The organism is Streptomyces sp. NPDC025618 (assembly GCF_055558795.1).
Map to the genome: position 1 here is coordinate 45,573 of NZ_JBVHLW010000034.1, position 19,254 is coordinate 64,826.

Annotated in this window: 16 protein-coding genes; 7 read left to right on the forward strand and 9 right to left on the reverse strand. The window is 72.9% G+C overall.

Annotated elements, in window-relative coordinates:
• Nucleotides 1-208 precede the first annotated feature (208 nt).
• Entirely contained in the window at nucleotides 209-1,423 is a 1,215-nt protein-coding gene (locus ACZ4A5_RS24675) for a GDSL-type esterase/lipase family protein (RefSeq protein ID WP_467588210.1), read from the forward strand.
• A gap of 127 nt (nucleotides 1,424-1,550) precedes the next feature.
• Here ACZ4A5_RS24675 and ACZ4A5_RS24680 read toward each other — a convergent pair whose 3' ends face one another.
• Together ACZ4A5_RS24680 and ACZ4A5_RS24685 are read right to left on the reverse strand one after the other, a co-directional pair.
• The gene (locus tag ACZ4A5_RS24680; protein WP_467588213.1) at nucleotides 1,551-2,630 is read right to left on the reverse strand and encodes a cobalamin-independent methionine synthase II family protein; all 1,080 of its coding nucleotides are present in this window, start codon (nucleotides 2,628-2,630) and stop codon (nucleotides 1,551-1,553) included.
• Entirely contained in the window at nucleotides 2,627-3,169 is a 543-nt protein-coding gene (locus tag ACZ4A5_RS24685; protein WP_467588216.1) for a hypothetical protein, read from the reverse strand. Before ACZ4A5_RS24685 ends, ACZ4A5_RS24680 begins: the two co-directional genes overlap by 4 nt.
• 231 nt (nucleotides 3,170-3,400) lie before the next feature.
• Between ACZ4A5_RS24685 and ACZ4A5_RS24690 the strand changes: the two genes are divergently transcribed.
• Nucleotides 3,401-3,949, forward strand: coding sequence for an EF-hand domain-containing protein (locus ACZ4A5_RS24690; protein WP_467588220.1), 549 nt, complete (start codon nucleotides 3,401-3,403; stop codon nucleotides 3,947-3,949).
• A gap of 94 nt (nucleotides 3,950-4,043) precedes the next feature.
• Here ACZ4A5_RS24690 and ACZ4A5_RS24695 read toward each other — a convergent pair whose 3' ends face one another.
• Nucleotides 4,044-4,421 carry an SH3 domain-containing protein gene (locus ACZ4A5_RS24695; protein WP_467588223.1) on the reverse strand — a complete coding sequence of 126 codons (378 nt, stop codon included), beginning with the start codon at nucleotides 4,419-4,421 and terminating at the stop codon, nucleotides 4,044-4,046.
• A gap of 146 nt (nucleotides 4,422-4,567) precedes the next feature.
• Between ACZ4A5_RS24695 and ACZ4A5_RS24700 the strand changes: the two genes are divergently transcribed.
• Nucleotides 4,568-5,215: an HhH-GDP family DNA glycosylase gene (locus ACZ4A5_RS24700; RefSeq protein ID WP_467588226.1), complete on the forward strand. Its 648-nt coding sequence runs from the start codon at nucleotides 4,568-4,570 to the stop codon at nucleotides 5,213-5,215.
• A gap of 202 nt (nucleotides 5,216-5,417) precedes the next feature.
• Here the strand turns inward: ACZ4A5_RS24700 and asnB are convergent, their stop codons facing one another.
• The 3 genes from asnB to ACZ4A5_RS24715 all read right to left on the reverse strand — a co-directional run bounded on the left by asnB (nucleotide 5,418) and on the right by ACZ4A5_RS24715 (nucleotide 8,450).
• Nucleotides 5,418-7,406 carry an asparagine synthase (glutamine-hydrolyzing) gene (gene asnB, locus ACZ4A5_RS24705; RefSeq protein ID WP_467588229.1) on the reverse strand — a complete coding sequence of 663 codons (1,989 nt, stop codon included), beginning with the start codon at nucleotides 7,404-7,406 and terminating at the stop codon, nucleotides 5,418-5,420.
• Nucleotides 7,407-7,410: 4 nt separating this feature from the next.
• Nucleotides 7,411-7,665 (reverse strand): acyl carrier protein, encoded by a 255-nt coding sequence (locus ACZ4A5_RS24710; RefSeq protein WP_467588232.1) that lies wholly within the window; start codon nucleotides 7,663-7,665, stop codon nucleotides 7,411-7,413.
• Between the two features lie 83 nt (nucleotides 7,666-7,748).
• Nucleotides 7,749-8,450, reverse strand: a complete 702-nt coding sequence (locus ACZ4A5_RS24715; RefSeq protein ID WP_467588236.1) for a hypothetical protein — start codon at nucleotides 8,448-8,450, stop codon at nucleotides 7,749-7,751.
• A gap of 434 nt (nucleotides 8,451-8,884) precedes the next feature.
• Here ACZ4A5_RS24715 and ACZ4A5_RS24720 point away from each other — a divergent pair, with 434 nt between their 5' ends.
• Nucleotides 8,885-12,241: a BTAD domain-containing putative transcriptional regulator gene (locus tag ACZ4A5_RS24720; protein ID WP_467588239.1), complete on the forward strand. Its 3,357-nt coding sequence runs from the start codon at nucleotides 8,885-8,887 to the stop codon at nucleotides 12,239-12,241.
• Nucleotides 12,242-12,542: 301 nt separating this feature from the next.
• Here ACZ4A5_RS24720 and ACZ4A5_RS24725 read toward each other — a convergent pair whose 3' ends face one another.
• Nucleotides 12,543-13,601: a YncE family protein gene (locus tag ACZ4A5_RS24725; protein ID WP_467588242.1), complete on the reverse strand. Its 1,059-nt coding sequence runs from the start codon at nucleotides 13,599-13,601 to the stop codon at nucleotides 12,543-12,545.
• 142 nt (nucleotides 13,602-13,743) lie between these two features.
• Here ACZ4A5_RS24725 and ACZ4A5_RS24730 point away from each other — a divergent pair, with 142 nt between their 5' ends.
• A complete protein-coding gene (locus ACZ4A5_RS24730; protein WP_467588245.1) occupies nucleotides 13,744-14,649 on the forward strand; it encodes a LysR family transcriptional regulator in 906 nt (301 codons plus the stop codon).
• A 59-nt stretch (nucleotides 14,650-14,708) separates the two neighbouring features.
• Complete coding sequence (locus tag ACZ4A5_RS24735) at nucleotides 14,709-15,296, forward strand: hypothetical protein (protein ID WP_467588249.1); 588 nt, start codon at nucleotides 14,709-14,711, stop codon at nucleotides 15,294-15,296.
• A gap of 72 nt (nucleotides 15,297-15,368) precedes the next feature.
• Here the strand turns inward: ACZ4A5_RS24735 and ACZ4A5_RS24740 are convergent, their stop codons facing one another.
• On the reverse strand, nucleotides 15,369-18,059 hold the full coding sequence (locus ACZ4A5_RS24740) for a hypothetical protein (RefSeq protein WP_467588252.1): 2,691 nt from the start codon (nucleotides 18,057-18,059) through the stop codon (nucleotides 15,369-15,371).
• Between the two features lie 260 nt (nucleotides 18,060-18,319).
• Entirely contained in the window at nucleotides 18,320-18,490 is a 171-nt protein-coding gene (locus ACZ4A5_RS24745) for a hydrophobic protein (protein ID WP_467588255.1), read from the reverse strand.
• A 307-nt stretch (nucleotides 18,491-18,797) separates the two neighbouring features.
• On the opposite strand from ACZ4A5_RS24745, the gene ACZ4A5_RS24750 reads away from it, so the two are divergent.
• Nucleotides 18,798-19,151, forward strand: a complete 354-nt coding sequence (locus tag ACZ4A5_RS24750) for a PRC-barrel domain containing protein (protein ID WP_467588258.1) — start codon at nucleotides 18,798-18,800, stop codon at nucleotides 19,149-19,151.
• Nucleotides 19,152-19,254 lie beyond the last annotated feature (103 nt).

The window sequence follows — 19,254 nt, forward strand, 5'->3', positions numbered from 1 at the left end:
GCCCGCCGGAGTGTGTGGCTCGGCAGGTGTGCGGCGGCAGTCGGGTCGAACGCCGTGTCGTAGGGCTGACGCTCGACACCGAAGTTGACGAGGCCGCGAAGCGGACGAGGCCGAGGGCGGAGATGTGGTCGGGGCCGAGCTGCCGGTCTCCAGGGAGCGCGCCGGAATTCATTGGGTGAACCACGCGTCCCACCGGCAGAATGTGCGCATGAACAACCGGCTCAACGACATTCCCGAGGCCCCCGCGACGGCCCACTGGATCACCACACCCATCACCGCGGAGCTCCTGCGCGGCGCCCTGGAGCTGGAGCGCACCGAGCACGGGGTGCTTCCGCACCGGCTGCCGGCCCGGGCCCGCGCGCAGGGCGCCGACGGGCAGCTGGCCATGGTGGAGGCCCAGCCCTCCGGGGTACGGCTGGTGTTCCGCACCCGCGCCACCGTCGTCGAGCTGGACACGCTCCCCACCAAGATGGTCTACAAGGGCGCCCCGCCGCGGCCCGACGGCGTGTACGACCTGCTCGTCGACGGCCGCCTGGCCGGGCAGTCCCACGCGTCCGGCGGCAACGTGCTGACCGTGGACATGGCATCCGGCTCCGCCGAGACCCGGCCCGGCCCCGTCGGCACCGTCCGGTTCCCCGGCCTGCCCGACCGCGTCAAGGACGTCGAGATCTGGCTGCCGTACAACGAGATCACCCAGCTGGTCGCGCTGCGCACCGACGCTCCCGTCGAGACGGCGCCGGCCAGCGGCCGCAAGAAGTGGCTGCACCACGGCAGTTCGATCAGCCATGGCTCCAACGCCGCGAGCCCCACCACGACCTGGCCCGCGCTGGCCGCCTCCCTCGGCGGCGTGGAACTGACCAACCTGGGCCTGGGCGGCAGCGCCCTGCTCGACCCCTTCACCGCCCGGACCCTGCGGGACACCCCCGCCGACCTGATCAGCGTCAAGATCGGCATCAACCTCGTCAACACCGATCTGATGCGTCTGCGCGCCTTCGGCCCGGCGGTGCACGGCTTCCTCGACACCATCCGCGAGGGGCACCCCACCACACCGCTCCTGGTGATCTCGCCCATCCTGTGCCCCATCCACGAGGACACCCCCGGCCCCAGCGCCCCGGACTTCAGCGACCTCAGCGCGGGAATCCTCCGGTTCCGGGCCGCGGGCGACCCCGCGGAACGGGCCGCCGGGAAGCTCACACTCAACGTCATCCGCGATGAGCTGGCCCGCCTCGTGAAGCAGCGGGCAGCCGACGACCCGCACCTGCACTACCTCGACGGCCGCGACCTCTACGGCGAGGCCGACCTCGCCGAACTGCCGCTCCCCGACCAGCTCCACCCGGACGCCCCCACCCACCGCCGCATGGCCGGACGCTTCGCCGCGCTGGCCTTCACCTCCGACGGCCCACTCGCCGCCGAGCGCGCCTGAAACACCGGCGGGGTGGGACCGAGGACCCGGCGGCGTCACCCGGACGGCCGGCGCACTGCCCGACAGGCCGAGTGACCGTCCCGCGCCGAGGCTTGTCGCATCGGCGTGGGGCGGGTCCTGGGTCTCGTCAGCCGAACAGGTCCCGGGTGGCCAGGGCCGTGCCCTCGGTGCGGGCGCGGATCTTGGCGAAGGCCGTATCGCGGGAGGTCGAGGTGTCGTCGGCGAACGGTGCGAAGCCGCAGTCGTCGCACGTGCCCAGGCGGTCGACGGGCAGGTGGCGGGCGGCGGTCAGGACCCGGTCGCGGACCTCCTCGGGGGTCTCGACCCGGGGGTCGATCGGATCGATGACCCCGACGAACACCCGGGCGCTGTCGGGCAGATGGTCGGCGAGGACCCCGAGGGCCTTCTCCGGTTCCGGCTCGCTCGCCAGCTGGACGTAGAAGTTCCCCGCCTTGAGCCGCAGCAGCCCGGGGAGCAACCCGGCGTAGGACACGTCGAGGCTGTGGGTGGAGTCCTGGTCGCCGCCGGGACAGCTGTGCACGCCGATCCTCGCCTGTTCGGCTGCGGAGAAGCGCTCCAGGACACGGTTGTTGAGCGCGATGAACTGCTCCAGCAGGCCACCGCTGGGGTCGAGTTTCAGCGCGAGGCGGGCCTCGGTGAAGTCGAGCTGGACGACGTGGGCGCCGGCGTCCAGGCAACCACGGATGTCGGTCTCCGCCTCCGCGGTGAGATCGTCGAGGAAGGCGTCACGGGAGTAGCCGTCGATGCCGTCCGCCGGGTAGAGAAGGCTGAGCGCCGAGGGCGCGATGACGGCCTGTTTGACGGGGACGGTCGCGTGCCGGGCGGCGGCCCGCAGATAGCGGTCGGCGTGCGAGGCGTAGCGCAGCGGTCCGGCCGTCAGGCGGGGAAGCTGCCGCTGGTGTCCGTCGGCGAACGGGATGACGGCACCGTCGGGTGCCAGGTGCTTCAGCCCGGCGAGGGGGTAGGTGGCGAAGCTGGGCTTGGCCTGTTCGCCGTCGGTGACGACGGGCGATCCGGCCTCCTCCAGGCGGCGGACCGTGTCGCGGACCGCGTGGTCCTGGGCGGCGGCGAGTTCGTCGTCGCCGATCCGGCCGTCGGCGTGGGCCGTCATGGCCGCGAGCAGCTCGGCGGGCCGGGGGATGCTTCCGATGGGCTCGGTGGGGATCCCCGCCCGGGCCGCGGTCACGGCTGGACCTTCAGCTGCGCCTGGCCGCTGTTTCCCGTGATGCCGGAGCCGGCGCATTCCGTGGGCGACTGGTGGGGCGGTGCGAGAAACACGTCCCGCTCGGCCGGTTGTCCCTCGCCGCGCCCCTCGACGACCCGGCCGGTCAGCCGGACGTCGAGAATTGCGGCCGTACGGATGGTGGTACCGCTGTCGTAGTCGATCAGCGACCTTTCGCCGTCGGCGTACCGCACGACTTCCGTGACGCGAGGGCTGCTCAGTCCGTCGCAGGACGCTGTCGGCGACACCCCGTCCAAGGAGCCGGTGGCCGATACGGTCCGGCCGGGTGCGACGGTGCACTCGTAGTGGGCCTCCGTGCGTACGCGGGTTTCGCGCGACGTTGAGGTCAAGGGCGGGTCGTACGTGCTCTCGCTCGGGCCCTGGCACAGGACGCTCGCTCTGTGTCTGCCCTCGTCGGCCTGCCCGGCCGGCGCCCCCGCCCACGACGAGCCCACCAGGACGAGGGAACTCAACGCCACCGCCGCACCACGCCTGCCGATCATGCAACCTCCAGGGCTCGTTGACGCTGTCGGCCCTGAGTTACCCCCCTGAGGCCGTCGCCGCCCCGGCTCGTTGGCTCGGGCCGGCCGCGCGCGTCCGCTCCCGCGCGCGGTGTCGGCACCACGTGCTCCGCGTGGGCTCCCCGGGCCGCCTTGAAGTCCGGCCGGGCGGGTAGGCACGGCCGGACGGGACGCGGCTCTCGCTCCCGGCCCCATGCGACAGAAGGTGCTTCAGTGAACGAAACCGCCGCCAAGCGGCTCGTCTTCGCCATGCTCGACGCGGACGGGGACGGGATCATCTCCCAGGAGGAGTACGCCGCGCGAGCCGAGCGGGTGACGCGGGCCTCGGGGCGCGCGAAGGACGACCCTCTCGTCATCACCGCGCTGGCGGCCGGGCAGGGCGCCTGGGCGGCGATGGACGCGGACGGCGACGGAAAGGTGACCTTCGACGAGTACGCGGCGTGGGCGGGAGCCGAGGCGTTCGACACCGTCTGCGAGCCGGTGCTCGGCGGGCTGTTCGACCTCGTCGACACCGACGGGGACGGTGCTCTGGACCTGCCGGGGTTCACCTTGCTGCGCACGGCGTTGGGGAACCCGGTCAGCAGTATCACGTCGGCCTTCGGCGCACTGGACACGGACGGCGACGGGCTCATCCGCCGTGAGGACTACCTCGCTTCGGTCCGTGCCCATGTCAGCGGGGAGGACTCCCCCATGGGCGAGGCTCTGTACGGCGGCGGGACGGCGGCGGCCATGGAGCAGGTGAGCCCGTCGGAGGCACCATGACCGTGGCACCACCGACCGCCCGGCACCACCGCACCGGGACGACAGCCCACGAGGGTTGCCGCCCCGTCATCCGGGTCCTGTCACCCGACTCCTGTCACTTCTTGCACAGGGGGACCGGTGACAGGTTCTCCACATAGCGTGCCGCGACATAGCCGGGCTTGGTGGCCAGCAGATACCACAGGTCGTTGCCGGCGACGTTCTGACCGTGCTTCTTGCAGGACAGCCCGACCACCGTGCCCGGCTTGAGCGCGCCGAGGAACTTGGCGGTGGACATGGGCTGTTCACGGATCGACAGGGGCAGTCTGGAGACCACCTTGCCCTTGGGCGCCGCGGCCACGGCGGCCGGCGCGGCGGGCGCCCCGGCCTGGGTGTCCTGGGCTCCGGCCGGGGCCGCGGCCAGGAGCGCCCCGGAGCCGGCCAGCAGGACCACCGCGCCGGCGGCGGCCATGCGGCGCATCGACGGATACGTCATCTGTTTCTCCCTTTCCATCCTCGAGGGCTTCAACGGGAGTTACATGACGTATGGCCCACGAGGGCACGGAAGGGTTGCCCCGCTCCGGGCAGGACACGAGCGCGGGGTTGCGCGCGACGGAGGACGTTCCGGGACACACTCGTCACATGAGCACCGGAAACCGGAAGACCGCCGCCGCGCTGCTGCGGGCGCATGGGAAGACGTACGCCGAAGAGGCCGGCATCCGCTTGCGGGACACCCCGCAGCCGCTGTACCGGCTGCTCGTGCTGGCCTGCCTGCTCAGCGCGCGGATCCGGGCCTCCGTCGCGGTCGACACCGCGCGCAGTCTGGCGGAAGCGGGCATGAAGGATCCACGGCGGATGGCTGAGGCGACCTGGCAGCAGCGTGTGGACGCGCTGGGCGAGGGCGGCTACCGACGCTACGACGAGCGCACCGCCACCCAGCTGGGGGACGGTGCGCGGTTGCTGCTCGACCGGTGGCGGGGAGACCTCCGGCGCCTGCGTGAGGAGGCGGGTGGCGATACGGGGCGGCTGCGGAAGCTGCTCCAGGAGCTCCCGGGGCTCGGGCCCACGGGCGCGGACATCTTCCTGCGGGAGGTGCAGGGCGTGTGGCCCGAGGTGTATCCGCGCTTCGACGGCAAGGCCGGCGAGGGAGCCGAACGCCTCGGGCTGCCGCGCGAACCCGGCGCCCTGGCGCGCCTGGTCGAGCGCGAGCAGGCCCCGGCCTTCGCGGCGGCGCTGGTGCGGGTCGCGCTCGACAAGGAGCTCGCCGACGAGGTGCTGCAAGGAAGCTGACCGACGCGGGGCGGGTCCTGTGGGGGCCGGGAGAACTCCCGGAGGACCCGCACCGCGCGCTGGGAGGGATGAGCCGCGGCCTCCTACCAGGTGGCCGGCGGCCCGTGCAGACCGAAGTTCGCGGGTGCGCGCGCCGGGCAGTCGCGGGGACAGGCCGACGAGGGCGGTGTCCTGGCTCCCGGCGGGAGGCCGGTCGCCTTCTTCACAGCACACTCTCCGCCTTGGCCGACAGGGCGAGGCCGCGCCGGTCGACGACCTTCAAGGGGACACCGAGCGGAGCGTGGCGGCGCGCGTACCCACGCACGTACCAGTGGTGCAGCCAGACCGTCGAGGCGAGGAAGACGAACGCCTGGTTCTCCTTCGTGCCGATCCCCTCCGGCGGGCTGTCGAAGACGCGGTCGGTGAGCCGCCCGACGAAGTGCGGGTCCAGCACACCGATCTCGTCGAGGGTGTCGGAGTCGGTCAGCAGCTCGCGGTAGTCCGGGCGGGAGCGGACGAACGCGGCGCTGTCCGGGGCGCGGTAGGGGAACTTCCCCTTCTTGACGATCCGTTCGGGCAGCACATCAGCATAGGCCCGCTTGAGCAGGTACTTCTCGTCGAAGGAGTCCCCGAACCGCAGGTTCAGGGACGCCGCCCGGCGGACGACGGCGGGGTCCAGGAAGGGGCAGCGGTTCTCGACGCCGTGCGCGAGCGCCATCCGCTCGCCCTGGGTCGACAGCAGATAGCCGCCCAGCAGCGTGCGGAACTCCAGCCACTGCGCCTTCTGCACCGGCGAGAGCCGCGCGTATCCGGGCTCCCGGGCCACCAGCTCCGTGACGGCCGCGAACGGGTCGCCCGGCTCCCGCAGCAGGCGTGCGGCGAAGCGGCCGTTCTGGAAGCGCATCTGGTGCGAGAAGAGGCCGGGCAGGTTCTCCTCGGTGAACTGCTGGTAGAGCTCCAGCATGCGGCGGTGGCCGTCCGCGCCGTTGAAGTGGCGCAGGTACGGATAGAGCTGGCCCATCCTGCGCATGCGGGTGTCGTCGTCCATCTCGTGCCACGCCGACAGCAGCTGGGTGTCCTTGAAGATGCCGTATCCGAGGAAGGCCTCGTCCGCGCCCTCGCCGCTGAGGACGACCTTGATGCCCTCGCTCCGCACATGGCGGGCCAGCAGGTACATCGGCACGAACGCGGTACGGAAGACGGGCACCTCGGCGTGCCGGACCGCTTCCGGGAAGGTGTCGACGATGTCGGAGTCCGTCACCCGCACCGTGGAGTGCCGCGTGCCGAGGTGCTCGGCCAGCTCGGCCTGTTCGGCGGACTCGTCGAACTCCGGGTCCTCGTACTCGATCGAGAACATGCGCAGCGGGTGGTCGGTCCGCCGCGCCGCGATGTGCGCGATGACGGACGAGTCCAGCCCGCCGGAGGCGTAGACCCCGACCTCGGTGTCGCTGCGCAGCCGCACGTCGACCGCGGCCTCGAGCTCCGCGCGGACCAGCTCGACGGCCTCCTGCTCGGACTCCGGTGCGGGGCCCGCGGTCAGGTCGAGGCTCGCCCAGCGGCCGCGGCGGACCGTGTCCCCGCGCACGGAGAGGTATTCCCCCATCGGGATCTGCTCGATCCCGCGGTAGCCGCTCTGGCCGGGCAGCGGTGCCCAGGTGCCGTAGATCGATGACAGCTGCCGCGCGTCGAACTCGAAGGTGAAGCCGGGGTAGGCCAGGAACGCCTTCATCTCGGAGGCGAACAGCCAGGCGCCCTCGTGCCGGGCGACGAACAGCGGCCGCTTGCCGAACCGGTCGCGCGCCAGGTGCAGCTCACCGGTGGTGGTGTCGAAGACGGCGAACGCGAAGGCGCCGTTGAACCGGGGCAGGCAGTCGTGACCCCAGGCGGCCCAGGCGGCCAGCACGACCTCGGTGTCGGAGGCGGTGCGGAAGGTGAAGCCGCGGGCGGTCAGTTCGGCGCGCAGCTCACGGTAGTTGTAGAGCTCACCGTTGTAGCAGAGCCAGTAGCGGCCGTCGGCGCTGCCGGCCGGCTGCGCGCCGCCGACCGGGTCGATGACGCCCAGCCGTACCGTGCCCATGGCCAGGCGGTCGTCGAGGAAGCAGCCCGCTTCGTCCGGGCCGCGGTGCTCGATCTGCGCGAGCATGTCGTGGATCAGGTGCTGGTATTCCTGCGGGTGCAGGGAGCTTCCGTGGAAGCCGGCTATGCCGCACATCGGATCACCGGCTCCCGACGGTCCGCGCGCGGGCGGCGTCGGCGAACTCGGCGATGCCGTTCAGCGAGCCCATGATGTTGCTGAGGAGTTCGTCCTTGCCGAAGGAGACGTCGTATTCCTTCGCGATGTGCGCCATCAGCTGGAGGTAGCCGAACGAGTCGAGGATGCCCGCCTTGAACAGGTCGGTGTCCTCGGTGATCTCCGAGTCGAACTCGAACATCAGCTGCTCTTCCATGTACTTCTTGATTTCGTGCTTCATGGTGTCCTCACCGTCGGATGGCTGGTCTGGACGCGCGCCGATGCCCTGGCGCCCGTGCACGCCGCGCCGTACGGGTCGCGGTGTCACGCGACCGCGGGCCCGGAGCGGACAGCCCGGGCCGGCGCGGGCCACGGGGCCCGGACGAAGAAGTGGTCACCGGGGAACCGGCGGGTGGTCGGGGGCCGGGCGGTCTCCCGCTGCCGGGCGTCGGCGCCGGCCGGGGTGAACCGTTCGTCCTCGCCGGTCATGGCGGTGACGGGCACGTCCGGGAGCTGTTCGGTCAGGCCGGCGCGGGCGCGCTCGTCACCGCCCGCGAAGGCGGCGCGGAACAGCCGGGGCCGTGTCCGCGCCGCCACGCGGGCGGGGGTCGTGGAGGCCGTGCGGAGCTGCTCGGCCACGCGCGTGAGGACCTTCGCTTCGCCCACCTGCCGGCAGTCGTCGGCGGAGGTGCGCTCCGACAGGCAGCGGATGCTTCCCGGCCACCTCACCGAACCGGAGATCCGCTCGCCCGGCGTCACGGCGATGTCCCGCTCCGCGTACGGCCGGGCGGTGAGGCCGGCGATCACCGTGGCCCGCGGCGGGGAGACGTGGAAGCCCTTGCGGAAGGCGCCGGGCTCATCGCGTGCCGGAGCCGTGAACCGCGAGCGGAAGGCGGCCGGCATCTTCGGCGGGGCGAGCCTGATCCGGTGCTCGTCGGGAATGGCGCGGGCGCGCTCGATCCCGTCGCGGGCCCCGGGCGGCACGATTTCGCGAGAGCCGCCGGAATCACGGCGGGCGAACGGCACGGCGATGCTCTTCAGGTGAATTCCTCTCGGTGTCCCGGCGGTTCAGGGGAGGGCGCGGCGACGGCTGTTTTCAGCCGCTTCATGTGCTCCTGTTTCGGCGGTGGTTCCCGACACCGGGAATCCTGCGTCACCGCCCTTGCGGACCCCTGGTCCGGACGCTGGCGGCCCCTTGCCGCCGACTGTGGCCGAATTCCGGTGTCCTCGACGGAACCCCTGCGGAATCCTTGCCGATAGCTTGCCGACCGCTGGGTTGTGATCTTGGAATGCGCCGTTTCCTATGCCAAGATCACAATTCGGCGGGGGCGGCCGACCGGCGTCGACCATCCGTCAGCACAGTCGCGCGTGCGAGAACGATTGGGATCCACATGCCCACATCCCCGATACCGAGTCCGCCGACGACCTCCGTGGAACCCCTGCTGAGCGTTCTGGGTCCCATGTCGGCACGCCACGGCGGGCGGGACTTCCCTCTCGGACCGCCCCGCAGGCGCGCGCTGCTGGCCCTGCTGCTCATCCGCCTGGGCCGCGTGGTGCCGACGGAACAGCTCATCGAGGAACTGTGGGGCGAGGAACCACCGCGCCAGGCCGTCGCCACCCTCCAGAGCCACGTCTCCCACCTGCGCCGCGCCCTGCACCCCGCGGACGGGCCCGGCCGCCCGTCGGTGCTGCGCCACCGGGCCCCGGGGTACGTCCTGGAGCTCGATCCCGAAGAGATCGACGTCTACCGCTTCGAGCGCCTGGTCACCGACGGGCGGCGGCTCCTGGAACGACGCGAGCCGCTCCCGGCCCGCGACCGGTTCACCGAGGCGCTCGGGCTGTGGCGCGGCTCGCCCTACGCGGAGTTCGACGGCCACCCGCCGCTCAGCGACGAGGGCACGCGGCTGGAACAGGTCAGGCTCACCGCCGTGGAGTCCTGCGCGGAGGCCCGGCTGGCCCTGGGAGCGGCCGAGGAAGTGGCCGCGGAACTGGACCGCGAGGCACGCCGCCACCCCACGCGGGAACGCCTCGTCGGCCACTTGATGACCGCCTTGTCCCGGCTCGGACGGCAGGCCGAGGCGCTGGAGGTGTACGAACGGACCCGCCACCACCTGGTCGAGGAGTTCGGCGTGGACACCGCCGCCGAGCTCCGGCGGATCCGGACCGCGATCCTCCGCCAGGAGCCGGAGACGTGCGGGGCCACCGGCGAGCCCCGCCCCGAACACCCCGGGCCCGTACGGGCGGTGAGGCGTACGGCCGCGCAGACGGACGGCTCCGGGGAGCGGAAGGCCGGCGACGGCCCCTCGTCCCCAGCGGCACGGGAGCCCGCGGGGAGCGGCGAGGCCGGTGGGACCGGTGCGCCCGACGGGCCCGGGGAGCCCGGCGCCGCCGGGAGCGACCGGGAGCCTACGGAGCAGCCCGCGGCCGGAGGCACCGCGCAGGACACGACGGCCCGGGCCGCCACCGACCAGGCGGACTTCCAGCGGGCGAGCACCCCCTCACCGTTCACCGGCCGCGGCATGGAGCTCTACCGCCTGACGACCGCGGCCACGAGCGCGCTCGTCGGCCACGGACACGTGGCCGGTGTCCTCGGCCCCGCCGGTGTCGGCAAGACCCGTCTGCTCCTCGAACTCGCCCCACGGCTGGAGGCCGCCGGCGAGAACGCGGAGGGCGCCGGCCTGGAGGTGATCTGGAGCCACTGCTTCCCCGGCGAGGGCGTGCCGCCCTACTGGCCGTGGACCCAGGTCCTGCGGCGCCTTTCCACCACCCGCCCGGACGCCTTCCGCCGCGCGACGGAACCCTTCGGCCCCCTGCTCGCTCCCCTGATGCCCGAGCGCTCGGCGGGTCCCGACGGCGGCTCCGACTGGGGCCAGGCGCGGTTCCTCACCCATGACGCGGTCTGCGAGGTCCTGCTCACCCTGGCCGCCCAGCGGCCACTCGTGCTGCTCCTCGAAGACCTGCACTGGGCCGACACCGCCTCCCTGGACCTGCTCAGGCTGCTCAGCATCCGCCGCCAGGGCCACCCGCTCGGCATCGTGCTGACGGCCCGTGAGCTGGAGGTCGAGACCGACGCCACGGTGCGCCGGATGATCACCGAGATCCTGCGCGGCCCCAGGACCGAGACCCTCCGGCTCGGCGGGCTCTCCCGGCAGGCCGTCGCCTCCCTGGTCTGGGCGCAGGCCGGGCCGGGCGTGGACGCCGAGGTCGTCGAGGTGCTGTACCGGCGCAGCGAGGGCAATCCGTACTTCGTCATGCAGCTTCTGTCGCTGCTGGACAACGCGCGTAGCCTGCACCGCGCGGACGCGGTGGACGTGCTCCTCGCCCGTATCCCGACCGGGGTGCGCGAGGCCCTGCACCAGCGGTTCGCGGCGCTGCCCGAACCGGTCCTGCGCGTCCTTCGGCTGTGCGCGGTCATCGGTGCCGAGATCGACTCCGATCTGCTGCACCGCACCGCCACCGAGGACGAACCCGTCGCCGAGGCGCTGGAGTCGGCGATCCGCGCCGGGCTCCTCGGCGAGGACCCGCACTGCCCCGAGCGGCTGCACTTCGCCCACGCCCTGGTGCGGGAGACACTGGTCGACGAGCTCGCGCGCGAGGACCGGCACCGGTTGCACGCCCGGGTGGCCAGGGCCCTGTGCCCCCGCAGGCCCGGCCAGGTGGCGGACGAGGAGATCGAGCGGGTGGCCCACCACTCGTGGCACGCCAAGAACGCGCTGCCCGCCGAGCAGGCGCTCCCCCGGCTGCTGCGCGCCGCCGAACACGCCGAACAGCAGCTGGCGTACGAACAGGTGGAGACCTGGCTGCGCCGGGCGGTGCACCTGGTCGGCACCCTGCCCGTCGACGACCCGTCGACCCTGCGGCTGGAACAGCGGCTGCACATCCAGCTCGGCCAGGTGCTGGCCACCACCCGGGGCTACGGCCACCCGGAGGCCGAGACGGAGCTCTCGCGCGGCCGCGCCCTCAGTGCGGACACCCAGGCGCCCGAGGACCCGTCGGTGCTCTGGGCGCTGTGCGCGGCCTATCTCGTCACCGGCCGCTATGACGCCTCCCGGCAGTTCTCCGGACTGCTGCGGGAGATCGCGGAGCGCTCCCAGGAGCCCGTGGCGGTGCTCGGCGCGGCGTACGGCGAGGGCATCGTGCTGCACGTCCGCGGCCAACTGCCGCAGGCGCTGGCCGAGCTGGAGCGCGGTGTCGAGATGGCGGACCACTTCGCCCGTGAGGGCCACTCGCTGGCCCGTACGTTCCAGCACGACCCGCGTGTCTCCTGCCGCTCGTACGACGCCTTCACCCACTGGCTGCTGGGCGACCGGCGGACCGCGGGGGCGCGCCGCCGCGAGCTGCTGCGGCTGACCGAGTACGAGAGCAGGCCCTCCGACCGGTCCTTCGCCCTTTACGTGGACGCGGTCATCGCGGCCTGGGAGGGCGACGCCCGCACGGCGCGCGCCTCCGCCGCCGAGGGTGTCCGGCTGGCGGGCGACCACGGGCTGCTCTACTGGAAGGCGATGCTCGGCCTGCTCGAAGGCTGGGGCCTGACGCACTCGGGGCGACAGACGGACGGCCTGGGCCTGATGCACTCCTCGCTGGCCGAACTGCGCGGATCCAGCACCCGCCTGCGCCACCCGCTCCACCTGGGCCTGCTCGGCCAGGCCCAGCACCACGCCGGGCGCGAGGAGGAGGCGAAGGCCACCTTCCGCACCCTGCTCGCCGCCGTCGAACAGCGCCGCGAGCACGTCTACCTCCACCCGTCGCTGCCCGCCACCCCGCTCCTCCACGACCTCCTGGGTCACGGCGCGGCGGACGAGGTGACGGCGATGTGAGGCGGGGGCCCGCGGGACGAGTGGCGCTGCCCGCGCGACGTGGCCGGGCTCGCCCGGCTCGCCATGGACGCCGTCGAGCCGGGATCGGTCACGGACGTCCCGCCGCGCATGCCGGTGGAGGCCCGGAACACCGCCGGGGCGCCGTCGGCCTTGCCGCTCCGCTACCCGCCGCCGTGGACCGACGTCGACGAGGAGATCTCCGTACAAGCGTGGGCCCTCGGTCCACCGCGCGCTCCTGGGGCCCTGGTCCGCCCCCATCGCACTGCCGCACGGCGGCCGCGGCCCGGCACCGCAAAGACGCTCAGGCCGGGCGCGGGATGTAGGCCAGTCCGTGGGCCCCGGTCGCGCCCGTCCTGGCGATGTCCAGGCGGCCCAGGCGCCGCAGCGTCTCCAGGTCGACGATGTCGACGGTGGACGAGACGGCGCTGGACACATAGGCGACGCGGCCGTCGGGCGAGGAGGTGATGGTCAGCGGGAAGAGCCCCACTTCGAGCTCGCCGAGCCGCTCGTACGTGTCGGCGGAGAACACCGTGAGCCGGTCCGGCCCGGTACTTCCGCGCCCGGACGCAGGGACGGGTCCCGCGGCCGTCTCCCCCGCGAGCAGCTTTCCCGTCGAAGTCAGGTGCACCGGCAGGACGATGTCGTCCGTGGGCAGGATGTCGACGACGGAGGCCGTACGGGCGTCGACGACCCGGATGCCCCTGGCCGGCTGCCCCTCGGCGCGGGCACCGTCGGAGAAGACACCGTGCGGCGCGGCCACGAAGACCCGCGTGCCGTCGGCGGAGACGGCGAGCCCCTCGCTGCCCGGCACCTCGGCCTTGGCCGTGAGGACTCCCTTGTCCAGGTCGACGACGGACACGAACGGCGCCTCCTTGTTGGTGGCGAAACCCCTCGCACCGGCGGGGTCGATGGCGAACCAGTGCGGGCCGGGCGCGCCCGTGTCGATCCTGCCCAGGGGGCGCCGGGTCGCCGTGTCGATCACCACGATGCCGCCGGGCCGGTCCGCCGAACCCTCCACGCTGACGTAGAGGCGACGGCGCGCGGTGTCCAACGCCATGCCGTGCGGCCCGTGTTCCGGGGCGAGGTCGATCACCTCGACGACACGGCGGGTGTCGGGGTCGATGACGGTCACCTCGGAGCGACGGCCGCCGGTCGCGCCGTAGTAGCCCGAGTGGTACGGCGACGTGCACCACAGCAGCCGCTGCGCCGGGTCGAAGCACAACTCGTGCGGCTGGGCGAGGACTTCCACCGAGCCGATGTGCCGGTCGGATGCGGCGTCGAAGAATGAGACCGCCGCCCCGCTCACACTGACCACGGCCAGGACGTCGCCTTGCCGGCCGGCACGGGGGGACTGCTGCATGGAGGGCTCCTTGACAGGTACGAAGGGGGTGTCACGCGTCTTCGCTGACATCTCCACTCTCGGCACGGAAGGACTCCGCGACAATGCAAAGATCGGCACCAAATAGTTGACACAGGCGCAAAAATGCAGCTCAGGAGCTTCGATGGATCTCAACCTGCTGCGGTCCCTGGACGCCCTTCTCCAGGAGAACAGCGTGACCCGGGCCGCGGAGCGGCTCGGCACCTCACCGGCGGCGGTCAGCCGTACGCTGGCCCGGCTCCGCCGCGCCGTCGGCGACCCTCTGCTGGTCCGCGCCGGCCAGGGCATGGTGCCCACCCCGCGCGCCCTGGAACTCCGCGAGGAGGTGGGAGCGCTGCTGCGCGGCTGCGACAACGTCCTGCGCCCCGGCGCCGGTTTCGAGGCCGCGCACCTCCAGCGCACCTTCACCGTGCAGACGAGCGACCTGCTGCTGGCGGGGCTGGCCGGGACCCTGACCGAACGGATCCACGCGGAGGCCCCGCATGTGGACGTGGTCTTCCTGCCGGAAGCCCTGGAGGGCGGACCCGGGCTGCGGCAGGGCTGGGTGGACGTCGAACTGGGCGTCCTCAGCCACCTGGACCCGGAGATCCAGACCCGACAGCTCACCCGGATGTCCCTGGTCGGCATCGCCCGCAGCGGTCATCCCCTCTTCGACGGGCGGATCGACGCCCGCCGTTTCGCCGCGGCCGACCACATAGGCATCTCCCGGCTCGGCAAGCGCCTCGGCCCGATCGACAGCGCGCTGGCGAAACTCGGGCTGCGACGCCGTACCGCGGTGGTCGTACCCAGCCATACGGGCGCCATGATCCTCGCCCGGGACACCGACCTCGTCGCGCTCACGGTGGCCGACTGGCTCCCCGGCACCATCTCCGCACTGGGGCTGCGCACCTTCCCCATCCCCCTCGACCTCGCCCCGCTGGACTTCGGGCTGGCCTGGCACCCCCGCAACTCGGCCGACCCGGGACACCGCTGGTTGCGCGACCGCCTGGCGGAGGCGGTCGTCTCCCCGGCGGGGAGCACGAGGCCGTGAGCGCCTCCCCGAGCACGCGGGGCCGGCGCTCCGGACCGGGCATCGCGGACAATCGCCCCATGGACGTGCCCACGCTGCTCGAAGCCGCTTCCCTGCTGGTTCCCGAGGAGACCGCCACAGCGGACGACATCACAGTCGACGACATCTGGGACTACCTCGTCGGCGACGAGTGGGAGATCGCCTTCGGCCTGCTCGAAGAACTCGGCCAGGGCGAGCCGCAGCCTCCGGCGTTCTGGGAGGCGCTCGCGGACGCCGCCAGGCAACTGCGGCTGGAGCGGAGCACGGCGTGGTGCCACTGGCGCGGCTACGAGGCCCGTAACGGCGTGATCCGGGCGGACCTGACACTCCGGCCTGCCGAGGAGGCCGGGCGCACCACGCCCGTGCCCGGCGCCGGGATCCTCAGGCCCATGTGGGACATCGGCCACCGATCGCCGACGGGCGGACGGGCGGTCAACATCGCCGCGCTGTGGGTGGAGGGCAGGGCCTCCCTGGAAGGCGGCGGGCGCTCGACGGTCCGGCTCGCGCCCCTCGTTCCCTCCCAGTGGCGGCATCTGGAACCCGGCCGACGGATCACCATGCACGAGGGCCGGCCGGTGGTCGGCACCGCGACCGTCCTGGAGGTCCGTCCGCCCTTCGCCCTGGGGTAGCCGCCAGTACGCGGCCCGCCGTGGTGCGGCCGGTCAGGTCACGCGGTTCCCGCGCGCCGGTCACGGAAGCGGTCAGACCTCAGGCGTGACCCAGCGCGACCACTCCCCCATCGCCGCGCACGCGTAGGAGGCGACGTCAGGGTCGTCGGTGTCGCCCAGGGCCGCGATCAGCCGGGCGAAGCGGGGGCGGTGGCGCTCCGGCACGTGGGGCGGCCGGAGCCTCAGCAGCGCCACACGCTGCTCGGGCCACCCGGCGGCGGCCGCCTCCAGCGTGCTCCACGCCGCTTCGCGATCCAGCAGCCCTGTCGACAGTGCCAGGCAGACAGCTTCCGTGGCGGGCTTCCGGAACGCGCGGTACGCCTCGTTGAGCAGTGCCGCGGCTTCCTCCGCGGGGAGCACGGCGGCCACCGTCCGGGCCGTTTCCACGGCGCTGGACACATCGAGCAGCAGGGGGCGCAGTGCCTCGGGCAGCCGGGACGGCGGGACGTAGCGGCTCGCACGGCGTACCGCGAGCAGCACGCTCACACCATGAGGCCATCCGACGCGCGCCAGGAGCAGGGGCAGCTGTTCGTCGGGGCGCTCGGTTCTGGCGAGTGCGACGAGGGCGTCCGTGTCGCCCCTGCCCGCGTGGTGCGACAGGAGCTCGGCGCCGACTCCCGGAAGCCACGCGGCCCACACGACCGCCCGGGCGCGCACCGCGTAGGGAACCCCGACGCCCGCGGCGACGCGGGCCAACAGGCGGGCCGCCGCGGCTTGCTGACGCGGCAGCCACCGGCGCGACGCCGGGCCGACAGGTGGCAGCCAGTGACTGCCCTCGGGCAGGAAGCGGCCGTACGGAGGTGTGTCGCCGAGCACGAGGTCCAGCAGGTCCGTGCGGCGGGACGCCACGATCCGGCTGACGGACGGCAAGGTGACACAGGAGACGTCGGAGGCGAGCAGATCGGCGAGCCGTTCGTCTCGCACCCTCAGGTCGCTCAGCCAGAGCCAGGCCGCTCTGTCGGCGGTGTCCCGGTCGCCCTCGTGGATCGCCTGCCGCAGGAGGTCCTGCAGGCCCCGGACGGCGTGCGCGCGGCGACCGAGGCGGGAGGCCAGCAAGAGGACCTCCGTGAAAGTCCCCTGCCGTGCGCTCGCTTCCAGCCCGGGGCGGAGCATCTCGAAGCCCTCGCGCTCACGCCCGGGCGGCGGGACGACGGTCCCGTGCCAGAGCGAGGTGGCGGGCAGCCGCTCCAGCGTGCGCAGGGCCCAGGCCGTCAACTCCCCGCCGGCGGCGTCCCGTACGCCCTCGTCATCGCCGAACGCGCCGCGCAGCAGCCCTCTGGCCAGCGTGCGCAGCCCGGAACAGCTCCCCGGCCGGTGGCCGGGGGCGTGGAGCGCGTCGGTGGTGAGGCGTTCGAGGTGAGGCGCCGCTTGTGCGGTGAGGAGCGAGGGATCGATACCGGCGATCGCGGCCAGGGCGGCTTCCCGTACCGATTCCGGTTCGTCCCGCAGCCGTCCGCAGCGGGCCAGCCGGTCGGTGACGACGGAAGGGGCGCCCGCGAGGGCGGCGTTGCGGAACAGCAGCCGGTATCCCCGCGCCCGCTCCCGTTCCTCGGCGCTCCGGGTCGCGGCCCACAGTTCCGCCTCCGCTTCCGCGGGCGGCAGATACGCCACCGCTTCCAGGACGGTGGACCACCCCGCCCCGTGCCGACGGGCCCGCTCGGCCATCCGGCGCGCCTCGGTCTCGCGTGCCGCCCTGGGGAGAACACCGAGGACGCCTTCGGGCACGTCGCCGCACCCGGCGCGGGTGGCCACGGTCGCGCCCAGGCAGGCGGCGCGGCGGGAAGGCGGCAGCCGGCGGAGCAGGCGGACGAGGGCGCGCTCGTCGCCGCTCAATGCCTCGGCGAACCGGGCGAGTTCCGGAGGGTCCTGGCGGGCGAGGGCGCGCAGGGCCGATGACGTCAGGCCGAGCCGGTCCGCGGGTTCGCGGCCAGGTGCCAGCAGCAGCCGGAGCGTACGGCCCGCGTCCACGCTCATCAGTCCGCCGAGGGCGGTGCGGACGGTCCGGGGCAGCGGTCCGTGGCACAGGCGCTCCAGCAGCTCGAACACCCGCAGCGGCGCGTGCCCGATCGCGGCCGCCACGCACGCCCCGTTCTCCTGCCACCAGTGCTCCCGCCGGGATGCCGGTTCGGCGTCGAGCCGGCGTTCCGCTTCGTCGAGGACGGTGTCGGCGTGGCGGGAGGTGAGCTGAGTCCACTTGCGCGCGGAGGGAAGTGCGGTGAAGGAGGGGAAGAGGTCCGGCAGCAGTCCGGCGAGCGTGCCGGGTCCACAAGCGGGCAGCAGCCGGGCCGCCTCCGCGTCGCCCCAGCGTGCGCGCACGGGCCGGACGAGAGCCTCGGCGACCGTGGTCCGCCGCCCGGCGACGACAGCGCGTACGAGCTCCCGGCGCACGACGGCGGGGGCGTCGTCCATGGCGTCGACCACGTCGGCGTCCGGAACGGCGCCCCTGCGCACGGCGTCCACCGCGTGGAAGCGTACGCACGGATCGGGGTCGGTGAGCCGCGCCCGCAGCCAGTCGGTCTCCGCGGCGGCCCCGGCGGCCACGGCCGCGAGGCCCTGTTCGTAGCGGCCGCGCCGCGACAATTCGGCCAGGAGCGCGGTCAGTTCCCCGGCCGTGCTCAACGACCTGGCGTGCAGGGCCATGTGGCGTATGCGCCGGGTGTACGGCATCGGGTCGAGAGCGGCGAGCAATGCGTCGGCACGCGCCACCACGGATTCGCTGATCATGAGGGGAATTCTCACCGACGCGGCCGCACCAGGCCCCATCCTTTTCCGTCCTGCCCGAAAGGGCCGGGGGCGGACACCGCGGCTGGAGGTGCGCGGTTCCCAGCGCGAGCCTTCGGCACCGCCCCCGGTTACGGATCGCGTACCCGGGCAGGGCCCCATGATTCCCGAGGAGAAGAGCGGTATGAGGGACATGCGTGGGCCGGGCCGGCCCCTCTCGGGTCGGCCCGGCCCACGCCGGTTCGGGGGATCAGGGGTTCAGGTCACCACCGGTACCACCGGCCGCGGCCCCCGCCGGCGCTCGTGGAGCGTACGAGGAATCCGAGAAGCCAGATCACCAGAACGGCGACGGCGACCCACCACAGGATCTTCACCGCGAAACCGGCCCCGAAAAGAATCAGAGCGAGCAGCAGGACGAGAAGCAGGGGAACCATATCAATCACCTCCGCAGGACCGTGTGCCCCCTCGATTGCCCTTCACACGCCCTCATTTCGGGGACGCCCTTTCCTCGCCCCTGATTGCGCTCCCGAAGAGATCGGCACCGGATTCGTGGCGTTTGCGCTTCCCGGTCCGGGGCAGACGGATTGCGGGCCGGGCGGAAAGCAAGGAACACGTTCCGTCGTTGAGCTCCTCCCCGGAACGGCCCGGTCCACGATCACCCGCCAATGGCCGGTGATCCGGGAGGAGTTCGACGGTCACGTCACGGGATATCGCATTCCCGGCCAACGAAGGAGCGAGCAGATGAGCGATCACGTGTGGGACTACCAGCCGGCTGTCGACCGCGTCTCGGGCACGAGTCTCGTGGGTTACCGCGTCGAGGCGACGGACGGCCATATCGGCAAGGTCGACAGGCACTCCGACGAGGTGGGTTCCTCCTATCTCGTGGTGGACACCGGAGTATGGATCTTCGGTAAGCATGTCCTCCTGCCTGCCGGGACCATCGTCCGTATCGATCCCGTGAAGGAGACCATCCACGTGGGCCGGACGAAAGCCGAGATCAAGAACGCCCCGGAGTTCAAGAAGGATTCCCCCGACGCCGACGCGGCCTACCGGCAGCAGGCAGCCGGGTATTACGGGGGCTTCCCCATGTCCTGACAGTCGAATTCCGGGGCGGGGGGGGGGGGGGGGGGGGGGGGGGGGGGGAGAGGGGGGGGGGGGGGGGGGGTTGCCGGGTGGGGGGCCGCATGGGCAGAGAACC